We start from the raw sequence: 20,272 nt of genomic DNA on the forward strand, positions 1-20,272 counted from the left end.
ATGTCGTGTTCACTCAGGGCTGCAAACATCAAAACCCCCCGTTCTGTTCCGTATCCTGTGCCCGCTCATTCCCGGTGTGTTCGCCCGCAAGCTCTGTCAGAAGCAGTACGAGCACGCTCCGTACACTCTCTCTACGAATTTCCTCGCGGTCGCCGTTCAACCGCAGGGCCTCGACTTTTCCGCCAGAGGCGGAACCGTCCCCCGGCCGCAGGGGGCCGTCGACGGCCACGAAGACCGTCCCGACGGGCCGGCCGTCCTGGGGTTCGGGGCCGGCGACCCCGGTGGTCGCGATGCCCCAGTCGGCGCCCAGCGCCTTGCGCACCCCGGCCGCCATCTGGGCCGCGACCTGCGGATCCACCGCCCCGCGGGTGGCCAGCAGGTCGCCGTCCACGCCGAGCAGTTCCCGCTTCAGCTCGGTCGCGTAGGCCGTGACCGAGCCGCGGAAGACCTTGGACGCCCCGGGCACCGAGGTGATCTCCGCCGCGACCAGGCCACCGGTCAGCGACTCGGCGACAGCGAGCGTCCCGCCCTTCACCGTGAGTAGTCGCACCAGATCGGTGGCCGTCGGATTCACGCGTCCGTCTCCTCCGAGGCCGCCCGGCGCGCGGCGATTCCCTGGCGGCGCAGCACGACGGCCTGTCGTACGTAGTCCAGGCCGGTGACCACGGTCAGGACGACCGCCGCGGCCATCACCCACCACCTCAGAGTGGCCAGCCACCCCGTCAGCGCCAGGACGTACATACCGACCGCCACGCCCTGGGTGAGCGTCTTGAGCTTGCCGCCGCGGCTCGCCGGGATCACTCCATAGCGGATGACGAGGAAACGCAGGAGCGTGATCCCGAGTTCCCGGCCGAGGATCACGATCGTCACCCACCACGGCAGGTCGCCGAGCCCGGAGAGACAGATCAGCGCCGCCCCCATGATCGCCTTGTCGGCGATGGGGTCGGCGATCTTCCCGAAGTCGGTGACGAGGTTGTAGGTACGCGCCAGGTGGCCGTCGAACAGGTCGGTGATCATGGCGATGGCGAAGGCGGCCCAGGCGAGCGAGCGCCACGCCGGGTCGTAGCCGCCGTCGGCCAGCATCAGCGCGACGAAGCCGGGCACCAGGAGCAGCCGGAGCATCGTCAGCAGATTGGCGATGTTCCAGACGCTCGCCTGGTTGACCGCGGCGGCGGCCAGCTTGCCGCCGCGCGGCGCCCTGCCGTCGCCGGAGGCGTCCGGCCCGGCATCGGGCCCGGCGGCATCGCGCGCGGCGGTGCCGGGCCCTGTGGCAGCGGTCGGTTCGACGGCGCCGGACGCCTCGACGGCGGACCCGTCCGCCGCGTGGGCACCCTTCGCCGGTTGGGTCAGGTTCGCCGGATTCGCCTGCTTCGCCGGCGAGGAGCCACCCGCGGCCGATGCCGGGACACCCGTCATCTGCCCGCCTCCTCACTACACCCGAAAGAGCCCTGCAGGGGTTCGGCCACGAGATCGACACCCTCGGTGCCGGTCACCTTCGCCTCGACCATACGGCCGACGGCCAGACCTTCGCCCGACGTGAGCAGCACCTGGCCGTCGGTCTCCGGCGCCTGGTGCGCCCCCCGGCCGTGCACGCCGTCCTCGTCCAGGGACTCCACGAGCACGTGGACGGTCTCGCCGACGCGCTCCTCGGCCCGCTGCGAGACGAGTTCCTCGGCGAGGCGGGAGACATGGGCGAGCCGCTCGGCGACGACGTCCTCGTCGAGCTTGTCGTCGTACGTCGCGGCCTCGGTGCCCTCCTCGTCGGAGTACCCGAAGACGCCGATGGCATCCAGCCGGGCGCCGTTCAGGAACCGCTCCAGCTCGGCCAGGTCGGCCTCGGACTCGCCGGGGAAGCCGACGATGAAGTTGGAGCGCACGCCCGCCTGGGGCGCCTTGCCGCGGATGGTGTCGAGCAGTTCCAGGAACCGGTCGGTGTCGCCGAAACGGCGCATCGCGCGCAGCACCCCGGGCGCGGAGTGCTGGAAGGACAGGTCGAAGTAGGGCGCGATCTTGGGCGTGGAGGTCAGGACGTCGATGAGACCCGGCCGCATCTCGGCGGGCTGGAGGTAGCTGACCCGCACCCGCTCCAGGCCGTCGATCTCCGCGAGCTCGGGCAGCAGCGACTCCAGCAGCCGGATGTCGCCGAGGTCCTTGCCGTAGGAGGTGTTGTTCTCGGAGACCAGCATGATCTCCTTGACGCCCTGCTCGGCCAGCCACCGCGATTCGTTCAGCACGTCGCTCGGCCGGCGCGAGATGAAGGAGCCCCGGAAGGAGGGGATGGCGCAGAAGGTGCAGCGGCGGTCGCAGCCGGAGGCGAGCTTCACCGAGGCGACGGGGGCGCCGTCGAGGCGGCGGCGCAGGGGCGCGCGCGGGCCGGACTGCGGCGCGACGCCCTCCGGAAGGTCCACCGGGGCACCCTGCCCGGGCAGCTCCGCCGGGGCCGCGTGCCCGGGCAGCGCCACATCGGTCGCGGACTGCCGCTCGGCCGGGCTGATCGGCAGCAGCTTGCGCCGGTCGCGCGGGGTGTGGGAGGCGTGGATGCCGCCGTTCAGGATGGTCTGGAGGCGGTCGGAGATGTCCGCGTAGTCGTCGAAGCCGAGCACGCCGTCGGCTTCCGGGAGGGCCTCGGCGAGTTCCTTGCCGTAGCGCTCGGCCATGCAGCCCACCGCCACGACGGCCTGGGTTCTGCCATGTCCCTTGAGGTCGTTGGCCTCGAGGAGGGCGTCGACGGAGTCCTTCTTGGCGGCCTCGACAAAGCCACAGGTGTTGACGACGGCGACGTCCGCGTCCTCGGCGTCCTCGACGAGCTGCCAGCCGTCCGCCTCCAAACGGCCTGCGAGCTCCTCCGAGTCCACCTCGTTACGGGCGCAGCCAAGGGTGACGAGTGCGACGGTACGGCGTTCAGGCATGGGCTCAAGACTACGTTGTCCCACCGACAGCGAACGTCGACGGGGTTGGCGATCTTGGCCGACCCCGTCGACGCACGGATCTCAGGTGCTCAGCCGGCCTGCGGGTCGCCCTTGGTGTAGGTCAGGCGCTCCACGGCACCGGGCTGGAACTTGTCGTCGATCTTCTTGCCGTTGACGAACAGATCGATCGCCCCGGCGTCGCCGAGGACGAGGTTGATCTTCTCGCTGTCCTGGAAGGTCTTGGAGTCGCCCTGCTTGAGGAATCCGTCGAACAGCAGCCGGCCGTTGTGGTCCTTGACGGAGATCCAGCTGCGGCCGTCGGTGGCGCTGACCTGGACGGTCACCTTGTCCTGGGGAGCCGCGGCGATGGCGCTGTCGGAGGGCTCGGGCTTCTCGTCGACGGTTTTCTCGGTCTTCGGGGTGGGCGAGGCGGTGACGCCGGCCGTGGGCGTGCTGCCCTCGGCGGCGGTGCTGCCGGAGCCGCCCTCGCCGCCGCCCTTGAACGCGGTGAAGCCGACGAAGCCGACCACGGCGACGATCGCGGCGACCATGGCCGCCGTCCAGTTCGGCCCGCGGCGTTCGGGACGGATGCGTTCCGCCTCGAACAGCGGGGCGGCCGAGGTCGGCGCGGGACGGCCGCCGTGGGTCGCGTCGTAGCGTTCGATCAGCGGGGCGGGGTCGAGCCGGACGGCACGGGCCAGCGTACGGATGTGCCCGCGCGCGTAGACGTCACCGCCGCAGGGGGCGAAGTCGTCCGACTCGATGGAGCGGATGATGGCGATCCGGACTCGGGTGGCGGTACTGACGTCGTCCACCGTCAGCCCGGCGCTGATCCGCGCCTGGCGCAGGGCACGACCGATGGAGAAGGGGGCTTCCTCGGACGGGTCTTCGAACGGACGCTCGTCTTCAGGGGAGTTGCCGATGGACACGGGGGCGCCTTTCGAGCGTGTAGCCACCTGTGCTGGAAGTTCAGTCTAGGGGGGGTGCCAAAGGGAGGGGCAACCGGACAGTACGACTTTGTACGCCATCGGAATGGCCGGTCACGCCGATGACGGCGGCCAGGCGCGACCCTCGGTTGAAAGTCGTACCTGTCCTCTCGCTCAACTGGACGTACGCCGAAGGGAAACGGTTGCCCTGCGGTTTCTAACGGGTGAGTCACGGGCCACACGGGTGAGTCACGGGCCCCGGCGCCCTCACGCGACGCCTACCCTGCGGACTCTCCCCGAATCACCGCGAGCACGCCGTCCAGTTCGTCGGGCTTCACGAGAACGTCACGGGCCTTCGAGCCCTCGCTCGGCCCGACGATGTTCCGCGACTCCATGAGGTCCATCAGCCGGCCCGCCTTGGCGAAGCCGACGCGCAGCTTGCGCTGGAGCATCGAGGTCGAGCCGAACTGGGTGGTGACGACCAGTTCGGCCGCCTGGCACAGCAGGTCGAGGTCGTCGCCGATGTCCTCGTCGATCTCCTTCTTCTGCTTGCTGCCGACGGTGACGTCGTCCCGGAAGACGGGCGCCATCTGGTCCTTGCAGTGCTGGACGACGGCCGCGACCTCGGCCTCGGTCACGAAGGCGCCCTGCATACGCGTCGGTTTGTTGGCGCCCATCGGCAGGAAGAGGCCGTCGCCCTTGCCGATCAGCTTCTCGGCGCCCGGCTGGTCGAGGATGACCCGCGAGTCGGCGAGCGAGGAGGTGGCGAAGGCGAGCCGGGAGGGCACGTTCGCCTTGATCAGACCGGTGACGACGTCGACCGAGGGCCGCTGGGTGGCGAGCACCAGGTGGATGCCGGCCGCGCGCGCGAGCTGGGTGATCCGCACGATCGCGTCCTCGACGTCCCGCGGGGCGACCATCATCAGGTCGGCCAGCTCGTCCACGATCACCAGCAGGTACGGGTACGGCTGGAGCTCGCGCTCGCTGCCCTCGGGCGGCTTGACCTTGCCGTTCCTTATGGCCTCGTTGAAGTCGTCGATGTGCCGGAAGCCGTACGCGGCGAGGTCGTCGTAGCGCAGGTCCATCTCGCGCACGACCCACTGCAGCGCCTCGGCGGCCCGCTTCGGGTTGGTGATGATCGGCGTGATCAGGTGCGGGATGCCCTCGTACGCGGTCAGCTCCACGCGCTTGGGGTCGACGAGGACCATCCGCACGTCCTCGGGGGTCGCACGGACCATGACCGAGGTGATCAGACAGTTGATGCACGACGACTTGCCGGAACCGGTGGCTCCGGCGACCAGGATGTGCGGCATCTTCGCCAGGTTGGCCATGACGTAGCCGCCCTCGACGTCCTTGCCGAGCGCCACCAGCATCGGATGGTCGTCCTCGGCCGCGTCGGCGAGCCGCAGCACGTCCCCGAGGTTGACCATCTCCCGGTCGGTGTTGGGGATCTCGATGCCGACCGCCGACTTGCCCGGGATCGGGCTGATGATCCGTACGTCCGGGCTGGCGACGGCGTACGCGATGTTCTTGGTGAGGGCGGTGATCCGCTCGACCTTCACGGCCGGGCCGAGCTCGACCTCGTAGCGGGTGACCGTCGGGCCGCGGGTGAAGCCGGTGACGGCGGCGTCGACCTTGAACTCGGTGAAGACGTTCGTCAGCGAGGCGACGACGGCGTCGTTGGCCGCGCTGCGCGCCTTGCCGGGGCCGCCGCGCTCCAGGAGGTCCAGGGAGGGCAGCGCGTACGTGATGTCGCCGGAGAGCTGGAGCTGTTCGGCGCGCGGCGGCAGGTCGCGGATCTCCTGTGGAGGCGCCTTGGTCAGATCGGGGACGGCCCCGCCCTTGAGCATCTCCTGCTTCGGCCGCGCGGCCGGGACCGGCGTCGGCGCGGTCGCCTCGCGGTCGCCGCTGCGGACGCCCTGGGTGAGGTCGGCGACGAGCGGGGACGGCGGCAGGCCGTGCATCACGACCCCGTCGAGATCGGCCGCGGCGGCCGCGGCGATGTCCACGGCGTCGGGCTCCCGGTCCGTCGCGGGCTGCGGCACGGCCGACCGCCGGGGCCGGCCGCGGCGCTCGGAGAGCGCCTCCTGCTCGGCGCCGTCGGGGTCGTACGCCCGGGGTCCGCCGGAGCGCCGCCGGGGGCGTGCGTCCAGCCCTTCGCGCCACTGCTCGTCATAGCGCGCGTCGTCGTCGGAGAGTCCGTCCGCAGCGTGGGGGTCGTCGAGCACTCCGAGGCGCACGGCGAGCTGCCGCAGCCGCTGCGGGATCGCGTTGACCGGGGTGGCCGTGACCACCAGCAGCCCGAACACCGTGAGCAGCACGAGCAGCGGTACGGCGAGCACCTCGCCCATGGCGTACGTCAGCGGGGTCGCCGCGCCCCAGCCGATGAGCCCGCCCGCGTCCCGTATCGCCTGCATGCCGTCGCTGCGGGCGGGGGAGCCGCAGGCGATGTGGACCTGGCCGAGGACGCCGATGACGAGCGCGGACAGGCCGATCACGATGCGGCCGTTGGCGTCGGGCTGCTCGGGGTGACGGATGAAGCGCACGGCGATGACGGCGAGCAGGATCGGCACGAGCAGGTCCAGCCGGCCGAAGGAGCCGGTGACGAGGATCTCGACCAGATCCCCGACGGGGCCCTTCAGGTCGGCCCAGGTGCCCGCCGCGACGATCAGCGCCATGCCGAGCAGCAGCAGGGCCACGCCGTCCTTGCGGTGGGCGGGGTCGAGGTTCTTCGCGCCGTTCCCTATCCCCCGGAACACCGCGCCGACGGCGTGCGCCAGGCCCAGCCAGAGGGCGCGCACGAGGCGGTAGATGCCCCCGGTGGGGCTGGGCGCCGGCTTGGGCGCCGGTGCCGCCTTCCTGGCGGGGGCCTTCTTGGCGGGCGCCTTCTTGGCCGGGGCCTTTTTCGCGGCGGCCTTCTTCGCCGGGGCCTTCGCGGGAGCAGCGGCCTTCTTGGCGGGCTGCTTCTTCGCTGCGGAGGGACGTGAGGCCATGGGTGTGAGGTTACCGGGGGAGACGACAGCGGACACGTGTGCCCACTGCTTCACCCGTTCGTGTCGGCCTCGCACAGCCGCGGAACTGACGCGTCCGGACGGCTGGGACCGTGAGCCGGCGCATCCGCCCCCTGACGGCGGGGAACTGACCGCCGCTCACGCCCAACGGCTCCCGCCTCGCGGCTCAGTTCCGCGACGAACCGCACCTGGTCCGCAGAGTACGGATCAGGTCCGCAGACGACGGCTCAGCTCCGCAGACGACGGCTCAGGTCTGCGACGGCACCGAGGCGGCGCCGTTGCCCGTGCCCGGCTCCAGCGCGTCCAGGGCGCGGCGCAGGCCGGTGAGCTTGCGCTCCAGATGCGCCGCCGTGGCCACCGCGGCGGCGTCCGCCGACTCGTCGTCGAGCTGCTTGGACAGCGCCTCCGCCTGCTCCTCGACGGCCGCGAGCCGTGCGGACAGCTCGGCCAGCAGACCGGCCGGCTCCTTGGCGCCGCCCGCCGCGGCCTTGCCGCCACCCTCCAACTGGAGCCGCAGCAGCGCCGCCTGCTCCCTCAGCTGGCAGTTCTTCATGTACAGCTCGACGAACACCGAGACCTTCGCGCGCAGCACCCACGGGTCGAACGGCTTGGAGATGTAGTCCACCGCTCCGGCCGCATACCCCCGGAAGGTGTGATGCGGGCCGTGGTTGATCGCCGTGAGGAAGATGATCGGGATGTCCCTGGTGCGTTCTCGCCGCTTGATGTGCGCGGCCGTTTCGAAACCGTCCATTCCCGGCATCTGGACGTCCAGCAGAATGACCGCGAAGTCGTCCGTCAGCAGTGCTTTGAGCGCCTCTTCCCCGGACGATGCCCGCACCAGCGTCTGATCGAGCGCCGAGAGGATCGCCTCCAGCGCCAGCAGATTCTCCGGCCGGTCATCGACCAGGAGGATCTTGGCCTTCTGCACCATGGCCCGCCCTCCTCGCCCCGGCAGTGCACCGGGCGCCGCCCCTGGGGACGACTCCTTTGCGCCGCCCTTCCTTGTGCCGGTCATGGTAGCCGCACCCCGACCGTCGCCACACCCTGTCACCGTGATGTCACTGTGCACGTAGCAGGAACGCGGCAGAAGACCAGAAGGTTCCCCGATCCGGGCCCCGCCATGCACCTCGGCGCGCCCGGGGTCGGCAACTTCTCACGTCGTCCGCCGCATCCCGTCACATCCCGCCACACACCGATCCGGTCACACCCCGCGCATCCACTGCTCCATCACCGACAGCAGATGATCGGGATCAACCGGCTTCGTGACGTAGTCGGAAGCACCCGACTCGATCGCCTTCTCCCGGTCGCCCTTCATCGCCTTCGCCGTCAGCGCGATGATCGGCAAACCCGAGAACTGCGGCATCCGCCGGATCGCCGTCGTCGTCGCGTAGCCGTCCATCTCGGGCATCATGATGTCCATCAGGACGACCGCCACGTCGTCGTGCTGCTCCAGGACCTCGATGCCCTCACGGCCGTTCTCCGCGTACAGCACCGACAGGCCGTGCTGCTCCAGGACGCTGGTCAGCGCGAACACATTGCGGATGTCGTCGTCGACGATCAGCACCTTCTCGCCGCCGAAGCGGATGACCCGCTGCCCCTGCGGGGCCGGCCACTGCGCCGTCTCACCGACCTGCTCGCCGCCGTTCGCCGAACGCCGCCGACGCCTGAACAGCGCGGCCGCGCCGTTCTGGGTCTCCTGGTACGACTTCACCTCCGCCGGCGTCACGATCTCCGCCTCGCGCAGCCCCGGCAGCTCGATCGCCCCGTTCTCCGAGGCCACCAGCTCACCGGCCTCCAGCGCGGGCACGATCTGCTGGTAGCCCTGCGGCGGCAGCTCGCTGGGGTGCAGCGGCAGATACAGCGTGAACGTCGACCCACGCCCCGGCTCGCTCTGCGCGTGGATCTCGCCGCCGAGCAGCTGCGCGATCTCCCGCGAGATCGACAGCCCCAGCCCCGTACCGCCGTACTTGCGGCTGGTCGTGCCGTCCGCCTGCTTGAACGCCTCGAAGATCACCCGCATCTTGCTCGCCGCGATCCCGATCCCCGTGTCGGTCACCGAGAACGCGATCATCGGCGCGTCCGGATCCGTCAGCGAACCGGCCTCCAGCAACTGCTCCCGGATCGCCACCGGCACATCCGCCCCGGCCGGGCGGATCACCAGCTCCACCGACCCGGAGTCGGTGAACTTCACCGCGTTGGACAGCAGGTTGCGCAGCACCTGCAACAGCCGCTGCTCGTCCGTGTGCAGCGTGGCCGGCAGCTCCGGCGACACCCGCACGGACAGATCCAGGCCCTTCTCCGCGGTCAGCGGCCGGAAGGTCGCCTCCACGTAGTCCACCAGCTGCACCAACGCGATCCGCGTCGGCGAGACGTCCATCTTGCCCGCCTCGACCTTCGACAGGTCCAGGATGTCGTTGATCAGCTGAAGCAGATCGGAACCCGCCCCGTGGATCGTCTCGGCGAACTCGACCTGCTTGGGCGAGAGGTTGCCCTCCGCGTTGTCCGCGAGCAGCTTCGCCAGGATCAGCAGCGAGTTCAGCGGCGTACGCAGCTCGTGCGACATGTTCGCGAGGAACTCGCTCTTGTAGCGCATCGACACCGCGAGCTGCTCGGCACGCTCCTCCAGGACCTGCCGCGCCTCCTCGATCTCGGTGTTCTTCACCTCGATGTCCCGGTTCTGCTGGGCCAGCAGCTCCGCCTTCTCCTCCAGTTCCGCGTTGGACGCCTGGAGGGCCTTCTGTCGCTGCTCCAACTCCACCGACCGCTCACGGAGTTGCTCGGTCAGCTCCTGCGACTGCTTCAGCAGCTGCTCCGTCTTGGTGTTGACGGAGATCGTGTTGACGCTGGTCGCGATCATCTCGGCGAGCTGGTTGAGGAAGTCCTTCTGGATCTGTGTGAACGGCGCGAAGGAGGCCAGCTCGATCACCCCGAGCACCTTGCCCTCGAACAGCACCGGCAACACGATCACCTGCGCGGGCGGCGCCTCGCCGAGCCCGGAGGAGATCTTCAGGTAGCCGCTCGGCGCGTTCTCCACCAGGATCGTGCGCTTCTCCTCGGCCGCCGTCCCCACCAGCGCCTCACCCGGCCGGAACGAGGTCGGCATCGACCCCATCGAATAGCCGTACGACCCCAGCATCCGCAGCTCGTACGGGTCCTCCGTGCCCTCCGGCGAGGGCATCGCCAGGAAGAACGCGCCGTGCTGCGCGGCCACCAGTGGAGGCAGCTCACTCATGATCAGCGAGGCCACGTCCTCCAGGTCGCGCCGCCCCTGCATGAGCGCCGACACGCGCGCGAGGTTGCCCTTGAGCCAGTCCTGCTCCTTGTTGGCGATCGTGGTGTCGCGCAGGTTGGCGATCATCTTGTTGATGTAGTCCTGGAGCTCCTGGATCTCACCGGCCGCGTCCACGTCCAGCTTCAGGTTCAGGTCGCCCCGCGTCACCGCGGTCGCCGCACGCGCGATCGCGCGCACCTGCCGGGTCAGGTTCCCGGCCATCTCGTTCACGGACTCCGTCAGGTCCCGCCAGGTCCCGTCGACGTCACGCACGCGTGCCTGACCGCCGAGCTGCCCCTCCGTACCCACCTCGCGGGCGACCCGGGTGACCTCCTCGGCGAACGACGACAGCTGGTCGACCATCGTGTTGATGGTCGTCTTCAGCTCCAGGATCTCCCCGCGCGCGTCGATGTCGATCTTCTTCGTCAGATCGCCCTTGGCGATGGCCGTCGTGACCATGGCGATGTTGCGGACCTGACCGGTCAGGTTCGACGCCATGCCGTTCACGGAGTCGGTGAGGTCCTTCCACGTCCCCGCCACCCCCGGCACGTGCGCCTGCCCGCCCAGGATGCCGTCCGTGCCCACCTCACGGGCCACCTTGGTGACCTGCTCGGCGAACGAGCTCAGCGTCTTCACCATCGTGTTGATCGTGTCGGCGAGCTGCTGGACCTCGCCCCGCGCCTCGATCGTCACCGTCCGCGTCAGATCGCCGTTGGCGACCGCCGCCGCCACCTGGGAGATGTTGCGCACCTGCATGGTCAGGTTCTTGGCCATGAGGTTCACATTGCCGCTCAGGTCCTTCCAGATGCCCGTGATCCCCGGGACGTGCGCCTGACCGCCCAGGATGCCCTCGGTGCCCACCTCACGGGCCACCCGGGTCACCTGCTCGGCGAACGACGACAGCTGGTCCACCATCGTGTTGACCGTGGTGACCAGTTCGAGGATCTCGCCCTTGGCGTCGACCGTGATCTTCTTCGACAGGTCGCCCTTGGCGACCGCCGTCGTGACCTCGGCGATCTGACGCACCTGGATCGTCAGATTGTTCGCCATGAAGTTCACCGACTGCGTGAGGTCCTTCCAGGTACCGGAGACCCCCTGCACCTCGGCCTGACCGCCGAGCTGCCCCTCCGTACCGACCTCGCGGGCGACCCTGGTGACCTCCTGGGCGAAGGACGACAGCTGGTCGACCATCGTGTTCAGGGTGTTCTTCAGCTCCAGGATCTCCCCGCGCGCGTCCACGGTGATCTTCTGGGACAGATCACCGCGCGCCACCGCCGTGGCGACCTGCGCGATGTTGCGCACCTGGGCGGTGAGGTTGCCGGCCATGCCGTTCACCGAGTCGGTCAGGTCCCGCCACACGCCGGCCACACCCGGCACCTGCGCCTGACCGCCGAGCCGGCCCTCCGTACCCACGTCCCGCGACACCCGCGTCACCTGGTCCGCGAACGCGGAGAGCTGGTCGACCATCGTGTTGATGGTGTTCTTCAGCTCCAGGATCTCCCCGCGCGCGTCCACGTCGATCTTCTGCGACAGATCACCGCGCGCCACCGCCGTCGTCACCTGGGCGATCTGCCGCACCTGGGAGGTGAGGTTGCCGGCCATGAAGTTGACGGAGTCCGTCAGCTCCCGCCAGGTGCCCGACACACCGTCCACCCGCGCCTGACCGCCGAGCCGGCCCTCGGTGCCCACGTCCCGGGCCATGCGCGTCACCTGGTCCGCGAACGACGACAGCTGGTCCACCATCGTGTTCACGGTGTTCTTCAGCTGGAGCATCTCGCCCGAGACGTCGACGGTCACCTTCTGCGACAGATCTCCGTTGGCCACGGCCGTCGTCACCTGCGCGATGTTCCTCACCTGTCCGGTGAGGTTGCGGAACGCCGTGTTGACGGAGTCCGTCAGGTCCTTCCACGTCCCCGCCGCACCCGACACCTGCGCCTGGCCGCCCAGTTCACCCTCGACACCGATCTCTCGCGCCACACGCGTCACTTCGGCACCGAACGCCGACAGCTGGTCCACCATCCCGTTGACGGTGTTCTTCAGCTCCAGCATCTCGCCCGCCACGTCCACGGTGACCTTCTGCGACAGATCACCGCTCGCCACGGCCGTCGTCACGGCCGCGATGTCCCTGACCTGAGTGGTGAGATTGCGGAACACCGTGTTGACCGAGTCCGTCAGGTCCTTCCACGTCCCCGCCGCACCCGGCACGTTCGCCTGGCCGCCCAGCTGGCCCGCGGCCCCCACCTCGTTGGCCACCCGCGTGACCTCGTCCGCGAAGATCCGCAGCGTCTCGGTCATCTGATTGATCGTCTCGGCGAGCTGCGCGACCTCACCGCGCGCCGGAACCGTCACCTTCCGCGACAGATCACCCCCCGCGACCGCCGTCGTGACCTCCGCGATCTGCCGCACCTGGGCCGTCAGATTGCCGGCCATGGTGTTCACCGAATCGGTGAGTTCCTTCCACACGCCGTCGACGCCCGACACCCGCGCCTGACCGCCCAGCATGCCGTCCGTGCCCACCTCGCGCGCCACCCGGGTCACCTCGGAGGAGAACGCGGAGAGCTGGTCCACCATCGTGTTGACGGTGTTCTTCAGCTCCAGCATCTCGCCCTCGACGTGAACCGTCACCTTCCGTGACAGATCACCCTTGGCCACCGCCGTCGTCACCAGCGCGATGTCCCGCACCTGGGCCGTCAGCCGCTCCGCCATCGTGTTGACGGACTCCGTCAGGTCCTTCCACGACCCGGACATCCCGCGCACCTGCGCCTGCCCGCCCAGCTTGCCCTCGGTGCCCACCTCGCTGGCCACCCGCGTGACCTCGTCGGTGAACGTCGACAGCTGGTCGACCAGGTTGTTGACGGTCCGCCCGACCTTCAGGAACTCCCCGCGCAACGGCTGCCCCGCCACCCCCTCGGGCGTCTGCGTCCGCAGCTCCATCCGCGGCGACAGATCACCCTCGGCCACCGCCGACAGCACGCGCCCCACCTCGGACACGGGCCGCACCAGATCGTCGACCAACGCGTTCGAGTGATCGATCGCCGCCGCCCACGAGCCCTCGCACGCGCCCGTCTCCAGCCGCTCGGTCAGCTTGCCCTCACGTCCCACCATGCGACGTACGCGCGAAAGCTCACCCGTGAGGTGGAGATTACGGTCCGCCACCTCGTTGAACACGGCCGCGATCTCCGACATCACGCCGTCGCCGGACACCGTGAGCCGCTTGCGGAAGTTCCCGTCCCGCATCGACACCAGGGCCGCCAGCAGCCGCTCCAGGGCCGCCGTGTCCACCGTGGTGGTGCCACCGCGCGGCGCGCGCCTGCTCAGGGACGGTCCGCCTTTCGCGCGCGCCTTAGTGCTCCGCGTCGCTGCGCCAGACTCCACTTGTCCCTCCCGCAGGGATTCGACCGTTACGCTGTGCTGGGGTGTTACTACTCGACGTTGCCGGTTACCGCAGGGTTCTCCACCTGATCCAACCAGGCGGACCCGGGGGGCTGCTGCCCCCTGTACTCAGAAGACACCCAGTCTGCCCGGACCTTCACAAGAAGCTTGCCCAGTGTTTCACCCTCTCCGAACCCGGCCATAACAGTTCGGCAGCTTCGCACATCGTCCGCACGCCCACAGGCGCTCTTGAGACGGAAACACCGGTGACCGGCATCCGAACGGGCGGGGAAGGTAAGTAACCTTGCATGCGGCTGTCCAGCCACGCCGGTCCGTCCGGCCTGGGCGGTGGCACGAGGCACGAGCGGGCATCGGAGGGGCGGCCGCAACATGACCACCGGACTGATCCCGGGGGGACAGCCCCCGGACCCCCGGCCTTCCGGCCTGCGCCCGCCGCAGCAGCGGCGCGACCAGGGCGGCCAGGGGTCCCCCCACGTCGACGACCGGCCGAGGAGTTCCGTGATCACCGCGCGCGCGGCTGCCAGCTTCGAGCCCGTCGGGCGATCCGTCGCCACCGCCCGCTCGTTCGTCCGCGACACCCTCCAGGGCTGGGGCTTCGCCGACATCGTCGACGACGCCGTCGTCCTCACGAGCGAACTGGTGACGAACGCCGTCGTCCACGCGGGCACGCACGCCGACGTCCTGTGCCTGCGCTCCGAGGACGGCGTACGCATCGAGGTGGGCGACCGCTACCCGGAACGCGAGATCCCCCTCCAGGGCTCCCCCGCCACCATGGGCAGCCCCGACCGCGAGGGCGGCCGCGGCCTCCAGCTCTGCGCGGCCATCGCCACCCGCTGGGGCGTCGACTACACCTCCACCCACAAACAGGTCTGGTTCCAACTCGACCTCCCCGACCGCCCGGTGGGCACCCGGACCGCCGGACCGTCCCTCCCCGCCGACCTCCTTCCGCTCGCCGACAGCCGCGTCCGCGTCGCCGTCGTCCAGATCGACCGCGCCGGCGCCGTCTCCGCCTGGAACGAGGACGCGGAGGAACTCTTCGGTTACGCGGCCGACCAGGTCACCGGCAAGCCCCTCACCGACCTCGCCGCCTGGCCGCACACCCCGGGCACCGGCACCGGCATCGCCGAGGCCCTCCAGCTCTCCCGCTGGGAGGGCAGCTACGGCATCCGGGCCGCCTCCGGCCGGGTCACCCCGGTGTACGCCTCCCACCTCCGCGTCCGCGACACCGACGGCGAGCCCTCCACGGTCTGCCTCCTGGTCCGCGACCACGAACGTGCCGTACTGCAGACCCCGTCGCGCGTACCCGCCTCCGACTCCACCCCGACGGACGGCCAGAGCACCGACCCCTTCGAGGTCTTCATCGGCTCCCCCGCCCCGGACGACCTGGACGGCCTCCTCCAGCGCACCGTGGAACGCGCCCGCGACATGCTCGACGGCGACTCCGCCTTCCTGCTCCTCGCCACCGACGACGAGACCGAGCTGGAGGTCCGCGCCTCCACCGGACTGCCCTCGGCCCGCCAGCGCTTCGCACGCGTACCCGTCGAGGCGGGCCCCGGCCGCTACGGCTCGGCCCGTATGCCGGCCGTCCACGAGGACCTCCTGGCCGTCCCCGGCGCCGTCCCCCTGCTGAACGGCACCGGCATGCGCTCGGTCGTCACCGTCCCCCTGAAGGTGGAGGGCCGCCTCACCGGGTCACTGGGCGTCGCGGCGGAGGCACCGGGCCGATACACCAACGAAGAGGCCCTGCGCCTGCAGTTCGCCGCCGACCGCATCGCCCTCGCCGTGGAGTCGGCCCGCCTCGGCGAGCTGGAGCGGCTGCGCCGGGGTTCCCTCAGCTTCCTCGTCGAGGCCTCCGACCTCCTCGCCGGCACCCTCGACCGCGACCAGACCCTGGCCCTGATGGCCCAGATGACCGTCCCCACCCTGGCGACCTGGTGCGCGGTCTACACGATCGCCGACCAGGCCTCCGAGCCGTACCTGTCCTACGTCCTGCACGAGGACGAGGAACTCATCGACGGCATCAAGTCGTTGCTCTCCAAGATCGCCCCGCCCGACCCGGTCCCGACCCCGGGCGCCCGCGTCTGGGCGGCCCCCGGCGAGGCCGCGCACGAGGCGGCCCTGCGCAGCTCGATGCGCAGCCTGGGACTGACCGGCGGCCCCACCCACCAGATGTCCTCCGGTATCGGCCCGACCCTCGCCACGGCCTCCGCGGTCGGCGGCGAGACGGTCGTCCTCCCCCTGGTCGCCCGCAACCGCGTCATCGGCATGCTGACCCTCGGCAAGCCCACCGACGAACACTTCCGCCAGGAGATCCTGGAACTGGCCGAGGACCTGAGCCGCCGAGCCGCCCTCGCCCTCGACAACGCCCGCCTCTACTCCGAGCGGACGGCCATCAGCCAGTCCCTCCAGCGCAGCCTGCTGCCCCCGGGCCTCCCCGACATCGACGGTGTCGAGGTCGACGTCATCTACCGCGCGGCCGGCGAGGGCAACGAGGTCGGCGGCGACTTCTACGACGTCTTCCCGATCAGCGACGGCGCCTACGGCTTCGCCATCGGGGACGTCTGCGGCACGGGCCCGCACGCGGCCGCCGTCACGGGCCTGGCACGCCACGCGCTGCGCCTGCTGGCCCGTGAGGGCCTCAGCGGCCCGGCGGTCCTGGAGCGCCTCAACTCGGCCATCCTCGACGAGGGCGCCCGCAGCCGCTTCCTGACCCTCCTCTACGGCGAGATGCGCCCGCGACCCGACGGCAGCGCGGAGCTGAAGGTGGTCTGCGCCGGCCACCCGCTCCCGCTGCGGCTGCGGCAGGACGGCACGGTCGAGCCCGCCGCAGAGCCCCAGCCGCTCCTCGGTGTCATCGAGGACCTGGAGCTGTACGAGCAGACGGTGACCCTCGATCCGGGCGATGTCCTGCTCTGTGTCACGGACGGCGTCACCGAACGCCGTGAGGGCACCCGCATGCTGGGCGACGACGGCCTCACCGACGTCCTGGCGACCTGTACGGGGCTCACGGCCGGCGCGGTCGCGGCCCGCGTCATGCGCGCGGTCGAACGCTTCGCCTCGGACGCCCCGTCCGACGACATGGCGATCCTGGCCATGCGGGTGGCGTGAAGGAAAGAGGGCAAAGGAAAAGCCCCCCGCCCTTTTCGGGCGAGGGGCTTTCTCTGTTGAGCCCCCTAACGGAATCGAACCGTTGACCTTCTCCTTACCATGGAGACGCTCTGCCGACTGAGCTAAGGGGGCTGGTCACTTTTCGAGGTTTCCCTCGCGGCAACGAAATAGAGCATACCCCGAACTGGCCGGTGTTCCCAAACTCGTTCAGAAGGCAGGTTCAGAAGGCAGGCTGAAGCAGTCCGCCGAGCGCGTTGCACGCGGCCACGATGCGCTGCATATCCCGCTTCGTCAGGGAGGCATCGACCGGCAGAGCGAGGGTCTCGTCCGCGGCCAGCTCGGTCTCCGGCAGCGCCACACAGCGCCGGAACTCGGGCAGCCGGTGCAGCGGCGTCTTCACGGGCACCCGGCAGTCAACTCCCCTCCCCCGCAGGGCCCGGGCGAAGGCGTCCCGGTCGGGCCTGCCGTTGCCGGGCACCCGCACGACGTACTGCTGGTAGGAATGCCCGTCCCCGCCGTCGGGCGTCCGCACACCCCTCAGCCGAGCGTCGAGGTAGGCGGCCCGCTCCCGCCGCCGCGCGATCTCGTCGTACGGCGCCTCGGACTCCGCCTGCTCCAGCACGAGCAGCCCATGCCGCTGCCCCACCCCGTGCAACCGCGGCACATCGGCCGGCCGCCCGAAGCGGTGTACGACAACGACGGCCGCCGTGCGCGGAGTTACGACCGCTTCGACGGCGGCCGGGTCCAGGCAGTAGGTCACCGGATCCACGTCGGCGAACACGGGCAGCGCACCCGCGAGGGCGACGGCCCCGGCGACCTCGGCGTTTCCGAAGGCCGGCACGATGACCTCGTCACCGACTCCGACCCCTGCGGCCCTGAGCATTGCAGCAGTACCCATGCCGTGGATGCTGAGGGCGCAAGTTGAACTTCAAGTGAAGGCAAACAAAAAAGGGTTGGGCCCTGAACCGAAGTTCAGAACCCAACCCTTTGAATGATTGTTCGGCGGTGTCCTACTCTCCCACAGGGTCCCCCCTGCAGTACCATCGGCGCTGTGAGGCTTAGCTTCCGGGTTCGGAATGTAACCGGGCGTTTCCCTCACGCTATGACCACCGAAACACTATGAAACTGTCAGCCGCACCGTATGTGGCATACGGGGCTGTTCGTGGTTTCAGAACCAACACAGTGGACGCGAGCAACTGAGGACAAGCCCTCGGCCTATTAGTACCGGTCACCTCCACACATTACTGTGCTTCCAGATCCGGCCTATCAACCCAGTCGTCTACTGGGAGCCTTACCCCATCAAGTGGGTGGGAGTCCTCATCTCGAAGCAGGCTTCCCGCTTAGATGCTTTCAGCGGTTATCCCTCCCGAACGTAGCCAACCAGCCATGCCCTTGGCAGAACAACTGGCACACCAGAGGTTCGTCCGTCCCGGTCCTCTCGTACTAGGGACAGCCCTTCTCAAGACTCCTACGCGCACAGCGGATAGGGACCGAACTGTCTCACGACGTTCTAAACCCAGCTCGCGTACCGCTTTAATGGGCGAACAGCCCAACCCTTGGGACCGACTCCAGCCCCAGGATGCGACGAGCCGACATCGAGGTGCCAAACCATCCCGTCGATATGGACTCTTGGGGAAGATCAGCCTGTTATCCCCGGGGTACCTTTTATCCGTTGAGCGACGGCGCTTCCACAAGCCACCGCCGGATCACTAGTCCCGACTTTCGTCCCTGCTCGACCCGTCGGTCTCACAGTCAAGCTCCCTTGTGCACTTACACTCAACACCTGATTGCCAACCAGGCTGAGGGAACCTTTGGGCGCCTCCGTTACTCTTTAGGAGGCAACCGCCCCAGTTAAACTACCCATCAGACACTGTCCCTGATCCGGATCACGGACCCAGGTTAGACATCCAGCACGACCAGAGTGGTATTTCAACGACGACTCCACCTGAACTGGCGTCCAAGCTTCACAGTCTCCCACCTATCCTACACAAGCCGAACCGAACACCAATATCAAACTGTAGTAAAGGTCCCGGGGTCTTTCCGTCCTGCTGCGCGAAACGAGCATCTTTACTCGTAGTGCAATTTCACCGGGCCTATGGTTGAGACAGTCGAGAAGTCGTTACGCCATTCGTGCAGGTCGGAACTTACCCGACAAGGAATTTCGCTACCTTAGGATGGTTATAGTTACCACCGCCGTTTACTGGCGCTTAAGTTCTCAGCTTCGCCGAGACGAATCTCGACTAACCGGTCCCCTTAACGTTCCAGCACCGGGCAGGCGTCAGTCCGTATACATCGCCTTACGGCTTCGCACGGACCTGTGTTTTTAGTAAACAGTCGCTTCTCGCTGGTCTCTGCGGCCACCCCCAGCTCGGAGAGCAAGTCCCCTCACCAGACGTGGCCCCCCTTCTCCCGAAGTTACGGGGGCATTTTGCCGAGTTCCTTAACCATAGTTCACCCGAACGCCTCGGTATTCTCTACCTGACCACCTGAGTCGGTTTAGGGTACGGGCCGCCATGAAACTCGCTAGAGGCTTTTCTCGACAGCATAGGATCATCCACTTCACCACAATCGGCTCGGCATCAGGTCTCAGCCACATGTACGACGGATTTGCCTATCGCACGGCCTACACCCTTACCCCGGGACAACCACCGCCCGGGCTGGACTACCTTCCTGCGTCACCCCATCACTCACCTACTACAAGTCTGGTTCGTCGGCTCCACCACTCCCCTTTGCCCGAAGGCTCCGGGGCGGCTTCACGGACTTAGCATCGCCTGGTTCGATGTTTGACGCTTCACAGCGGGTACCGGAATATCAACCGGTTATCCATCGACTACGCCTGTCGGCCTCGCCTTAGGTCCCGACTTACCCTGGGCAGATCAGCTTGACCCAGGAACCCTTAGTCAATCGGCGCACACGTTTCTCACGTGTGAATCGCTACTCATGCCTGCATTCTCACTCGTGAACCGTCCACAACTACCTTCCGGTGCTGCTTCACCCGGCACACGACGCTCCCCTACCCATCACAGCCGCCGTTGGGCGTTAATGCTGCAATGACACGACTTCGGCGGTACGCTTGAGCCCCGCTACATTGTCGGCGCGGAATCACTAGACCAGTGAGCTATTACGCACTCTTTCAAGGGTGGCTGCTTCTAAGCCAACCTCCTGGTTGTCTCTGCGACTCCACATCCTTTCCCACTTAGCGTACGCTTAGGGGCCTTAGTCGATGCTCTGGGCTGTTTCCCTCTCGACCATGGAGCTTATCCCCCACAGTCTCACTGCCGCGCTCTCACTTACCGGCATTCGGAGTTTGGCTAAGGTCAGTAACCCGGTAGGGCCCATCGCCTATCCAGTGCTCTACCTCCGGCAAGAAACACACGACGCTGCACCTAAATGCATTTCGGGGAGAACCAGCTATCACGGAGTTTGATTGGCCTTTCACCCCTAACCACAGGTCATCCCCCAGGTTTTCAACCCTGGTGGGTTCGGTCCTCCACGAAGTCTTACCTCCGCTTCAACCTGCCCATGGCTAGATCACTCCGCTTCGGGTCTTGAGCGTGCTACTGAAACGCCCTGTTCGGACTCGCTTTCGCTACGGCTACCCCACCCGGGTTAACCTCGCAACACACCGCAAACTCGCAGGCTCATTCTTCAAAA

The 20,272-nt window shown here is 68.4% G+C and carries 9 protein-coding genes, 1 tRNA gene and 2 rRNA genes (1 of these 12 cut by a window edge); 1 reads left to right on the forward strand and 11 read right to left on the reverse strand.

Annotated features, from left to right (window positions below; genetic code table 11):
* Positions 1–28 precede the first annotated feature (28 nt).
* From U5640_RS10555 to U5640_RS10585, 7 genes are all read right to left on the reverse strand, one after another.
* Complete coding sequence (locus tag U5640_RS10555; protein ID WP_340375536.1) at positions 29–574, reverse strand: CinA family protein; 546 nt, start codon at positions 572–574, stop codon at positions 29–31.
* The gene (gene pgsA / locus U5640_RS10560) at positions 571–1,416 is read right to left on the reverse strand and encodes a CDP-diacylglycerol--glycerol-3-phosphate 3-phosphatidyltransferase (RefSeq protein ID WP_340375537.1); all 846 of its coding nucleotides are present in this window, start codon (positions 1,414–1,416) and stop codon (positions 571–573) included. Before pgsA ends, U5640_RS10555 begins: the two co-directional genes overlap by 4 nt.
* On the reverse strand, positions 1,413–2,909 hold the full coding sequence (gene rimO / locus U5640_RS10565; protein ID WP_340375538.1) for a 30S ribosomal protein S12 methylthiotransferase RimO: 1,497 nt from the start codon (positions 2,907–2,909) through the stop codon (positions 1,413–1,415). Before rimO ends, pgsA begins: the two co-directional genes overlap by 4 nt.
* Positions 2,910–2,998: 89 nt before the next feature.
* Positions 2,999–3,838 carry a RodZ domain-containing protein gene (locus U5640_RS10570; RefSeq protein WP_340375539.1) on the reverse strand — a complete coding sequence of 280 codons (840 nt, stop codon included), beginning with the start codon at positions 3,836–3,838 and terminating at the stop codon, positions 2,999–3,001.
* Between the two features lie 275 nt (positions 3,839–4,113).
* Positions 4,114–6,828 (reverse strand): DNA translocase FtsK, encoded by a 2,715-nt coding sequence (locus tag U5640_RS10575; protein WP_340375540.1) that lies wholly within the window; start codon positions 6,826–6,828, stop codon positions 4,114–4,116.
* Between the two features lie 265 nt (positions 6,829–7,093).
* Positions 7,094–7,777, reverse strand: coding sequence for a response regulator (locus U5640_RS10580; protein WP_340375541.1), 684 nt, complete (start codon positions 7,775–7,777; stop codon positions 7,094–7,096).
* 270 nt (positions 7,778–8,047) lie between these two features.
* Entirely contained in the window at positions 8,048–13,492 is a 5,445-nt protein-coding gene (locus U5640_RS10585; protein WP_340375542.1) for a HAMP domain-containing protein, read from the reverse strand.
* Positions 13,493–13,879: 387 nt separating this feature from the next.
* On the opposite strand from U5640_RS10585, the gene U5640_RS10590 reads away from it, so the two are divergent.
* Positions 13,880–16,618: a SpoIIE family protein phosphatase gene (locus U5640_RS10590; RefSeq protein ID WP_340375543.1), complete on the forward strand. Its 2,739-nt coding sequence runs from the start codon at positions 13,880–13,882 to the stop codon at positions 16,616–16,618.
* Positions 16,619–16,677: 59 nt separating this feature from the next.
* On the opposite strand, the gene U5640_RS10595 is transcribed toward U5640_RS10590, so the two are convergent.
* The 4 genes from U5640_RS10595 to U5640_RS10610 form a co-directional block, all read right to left on the reverse strand.
* Positions 16,678–16,750 (reverse strand) — tRNA-Thr (locus U5640_RS10595).
* Between the two features lie 88 nt (positions 16,751–16,838).
* Positions 16,839–17,501, reverse strand: coding sequence for a DegT/DnrJ/EryC1/StrS family aminotransferase (locus U5640_RS10600; RefSeq protein WP_340385045.1), 663 nt, complete (start codon positions 17,499–17,501; stop codon positions 16,839–16,841).
* A gap of 114 nt (positions 17,502–17,615) precedes the next feature.
* A 5S ribosomal RNA gene (gene rrf / locus U5640_RS10605) occupies positions 17,616–17,732 on the reverse strand.
* 84 nt (positions 17,733–17,816) lie between these two features.
* Positions 17,817–20,272 (reverse strand): 23S ribosomal RNA (locus U5640_RS10610); it runs 665 nt beyond the window's last position.

The sequence above is a fragment of the Streptomyces sp. SS7 genome, assembly GCF_037993025.1.
In the GTDB taxonomy this organism is placed as follows: Bacteria; Actinomycetota; Actinomycetes; order Streptomycetales; family Streptomycetaceae; genus Streptomyces.

Coding starts and splice junctions, on each gene's coding strand:
- pgsA (WP_340375537.1), bottom strand. CDS start 1,416: ATGACGGGTGTCCCGGCATCGGCCGCGGGTGGCTCCTCGCCGGCGAAG.
- rimO (WP_340375538.1), bottom strand. CDS start 2,909: ATGCCTGAACGCCGTACCGTCGCACTCGTCACCCTTGGCTGCGCCCGT.
- U5640_RS10575 (WP_340375540.1), bottom strand. CDS start 6,828: ATGGCCTCACGTCCCTCCGCAGCGAAGAAGCAGCCCGCCAAGAAGGCC.
- U5640_RS10580 (WP_340375541.1), bottom strand. CDS start 7,777: ATGGTGCAGAAGGCCAAGATCCTCCTGGTCGATGACCGGCCGGAGAAT.
- U5640_RS10590 (WP_340375543.1), top strand. CDS start 13,880: ATGACCACCGGACTGATCCCGGGGGGACAGCCCCCGGACCCCCGGCCT.
- U5640_RS10600 (WP_340385045.1), bottom strand. CDS start 17,501: ATGCTCAGGGCCGCAGGGGTCGGAGTCGGTGACGAGGTCATCGTGCCG.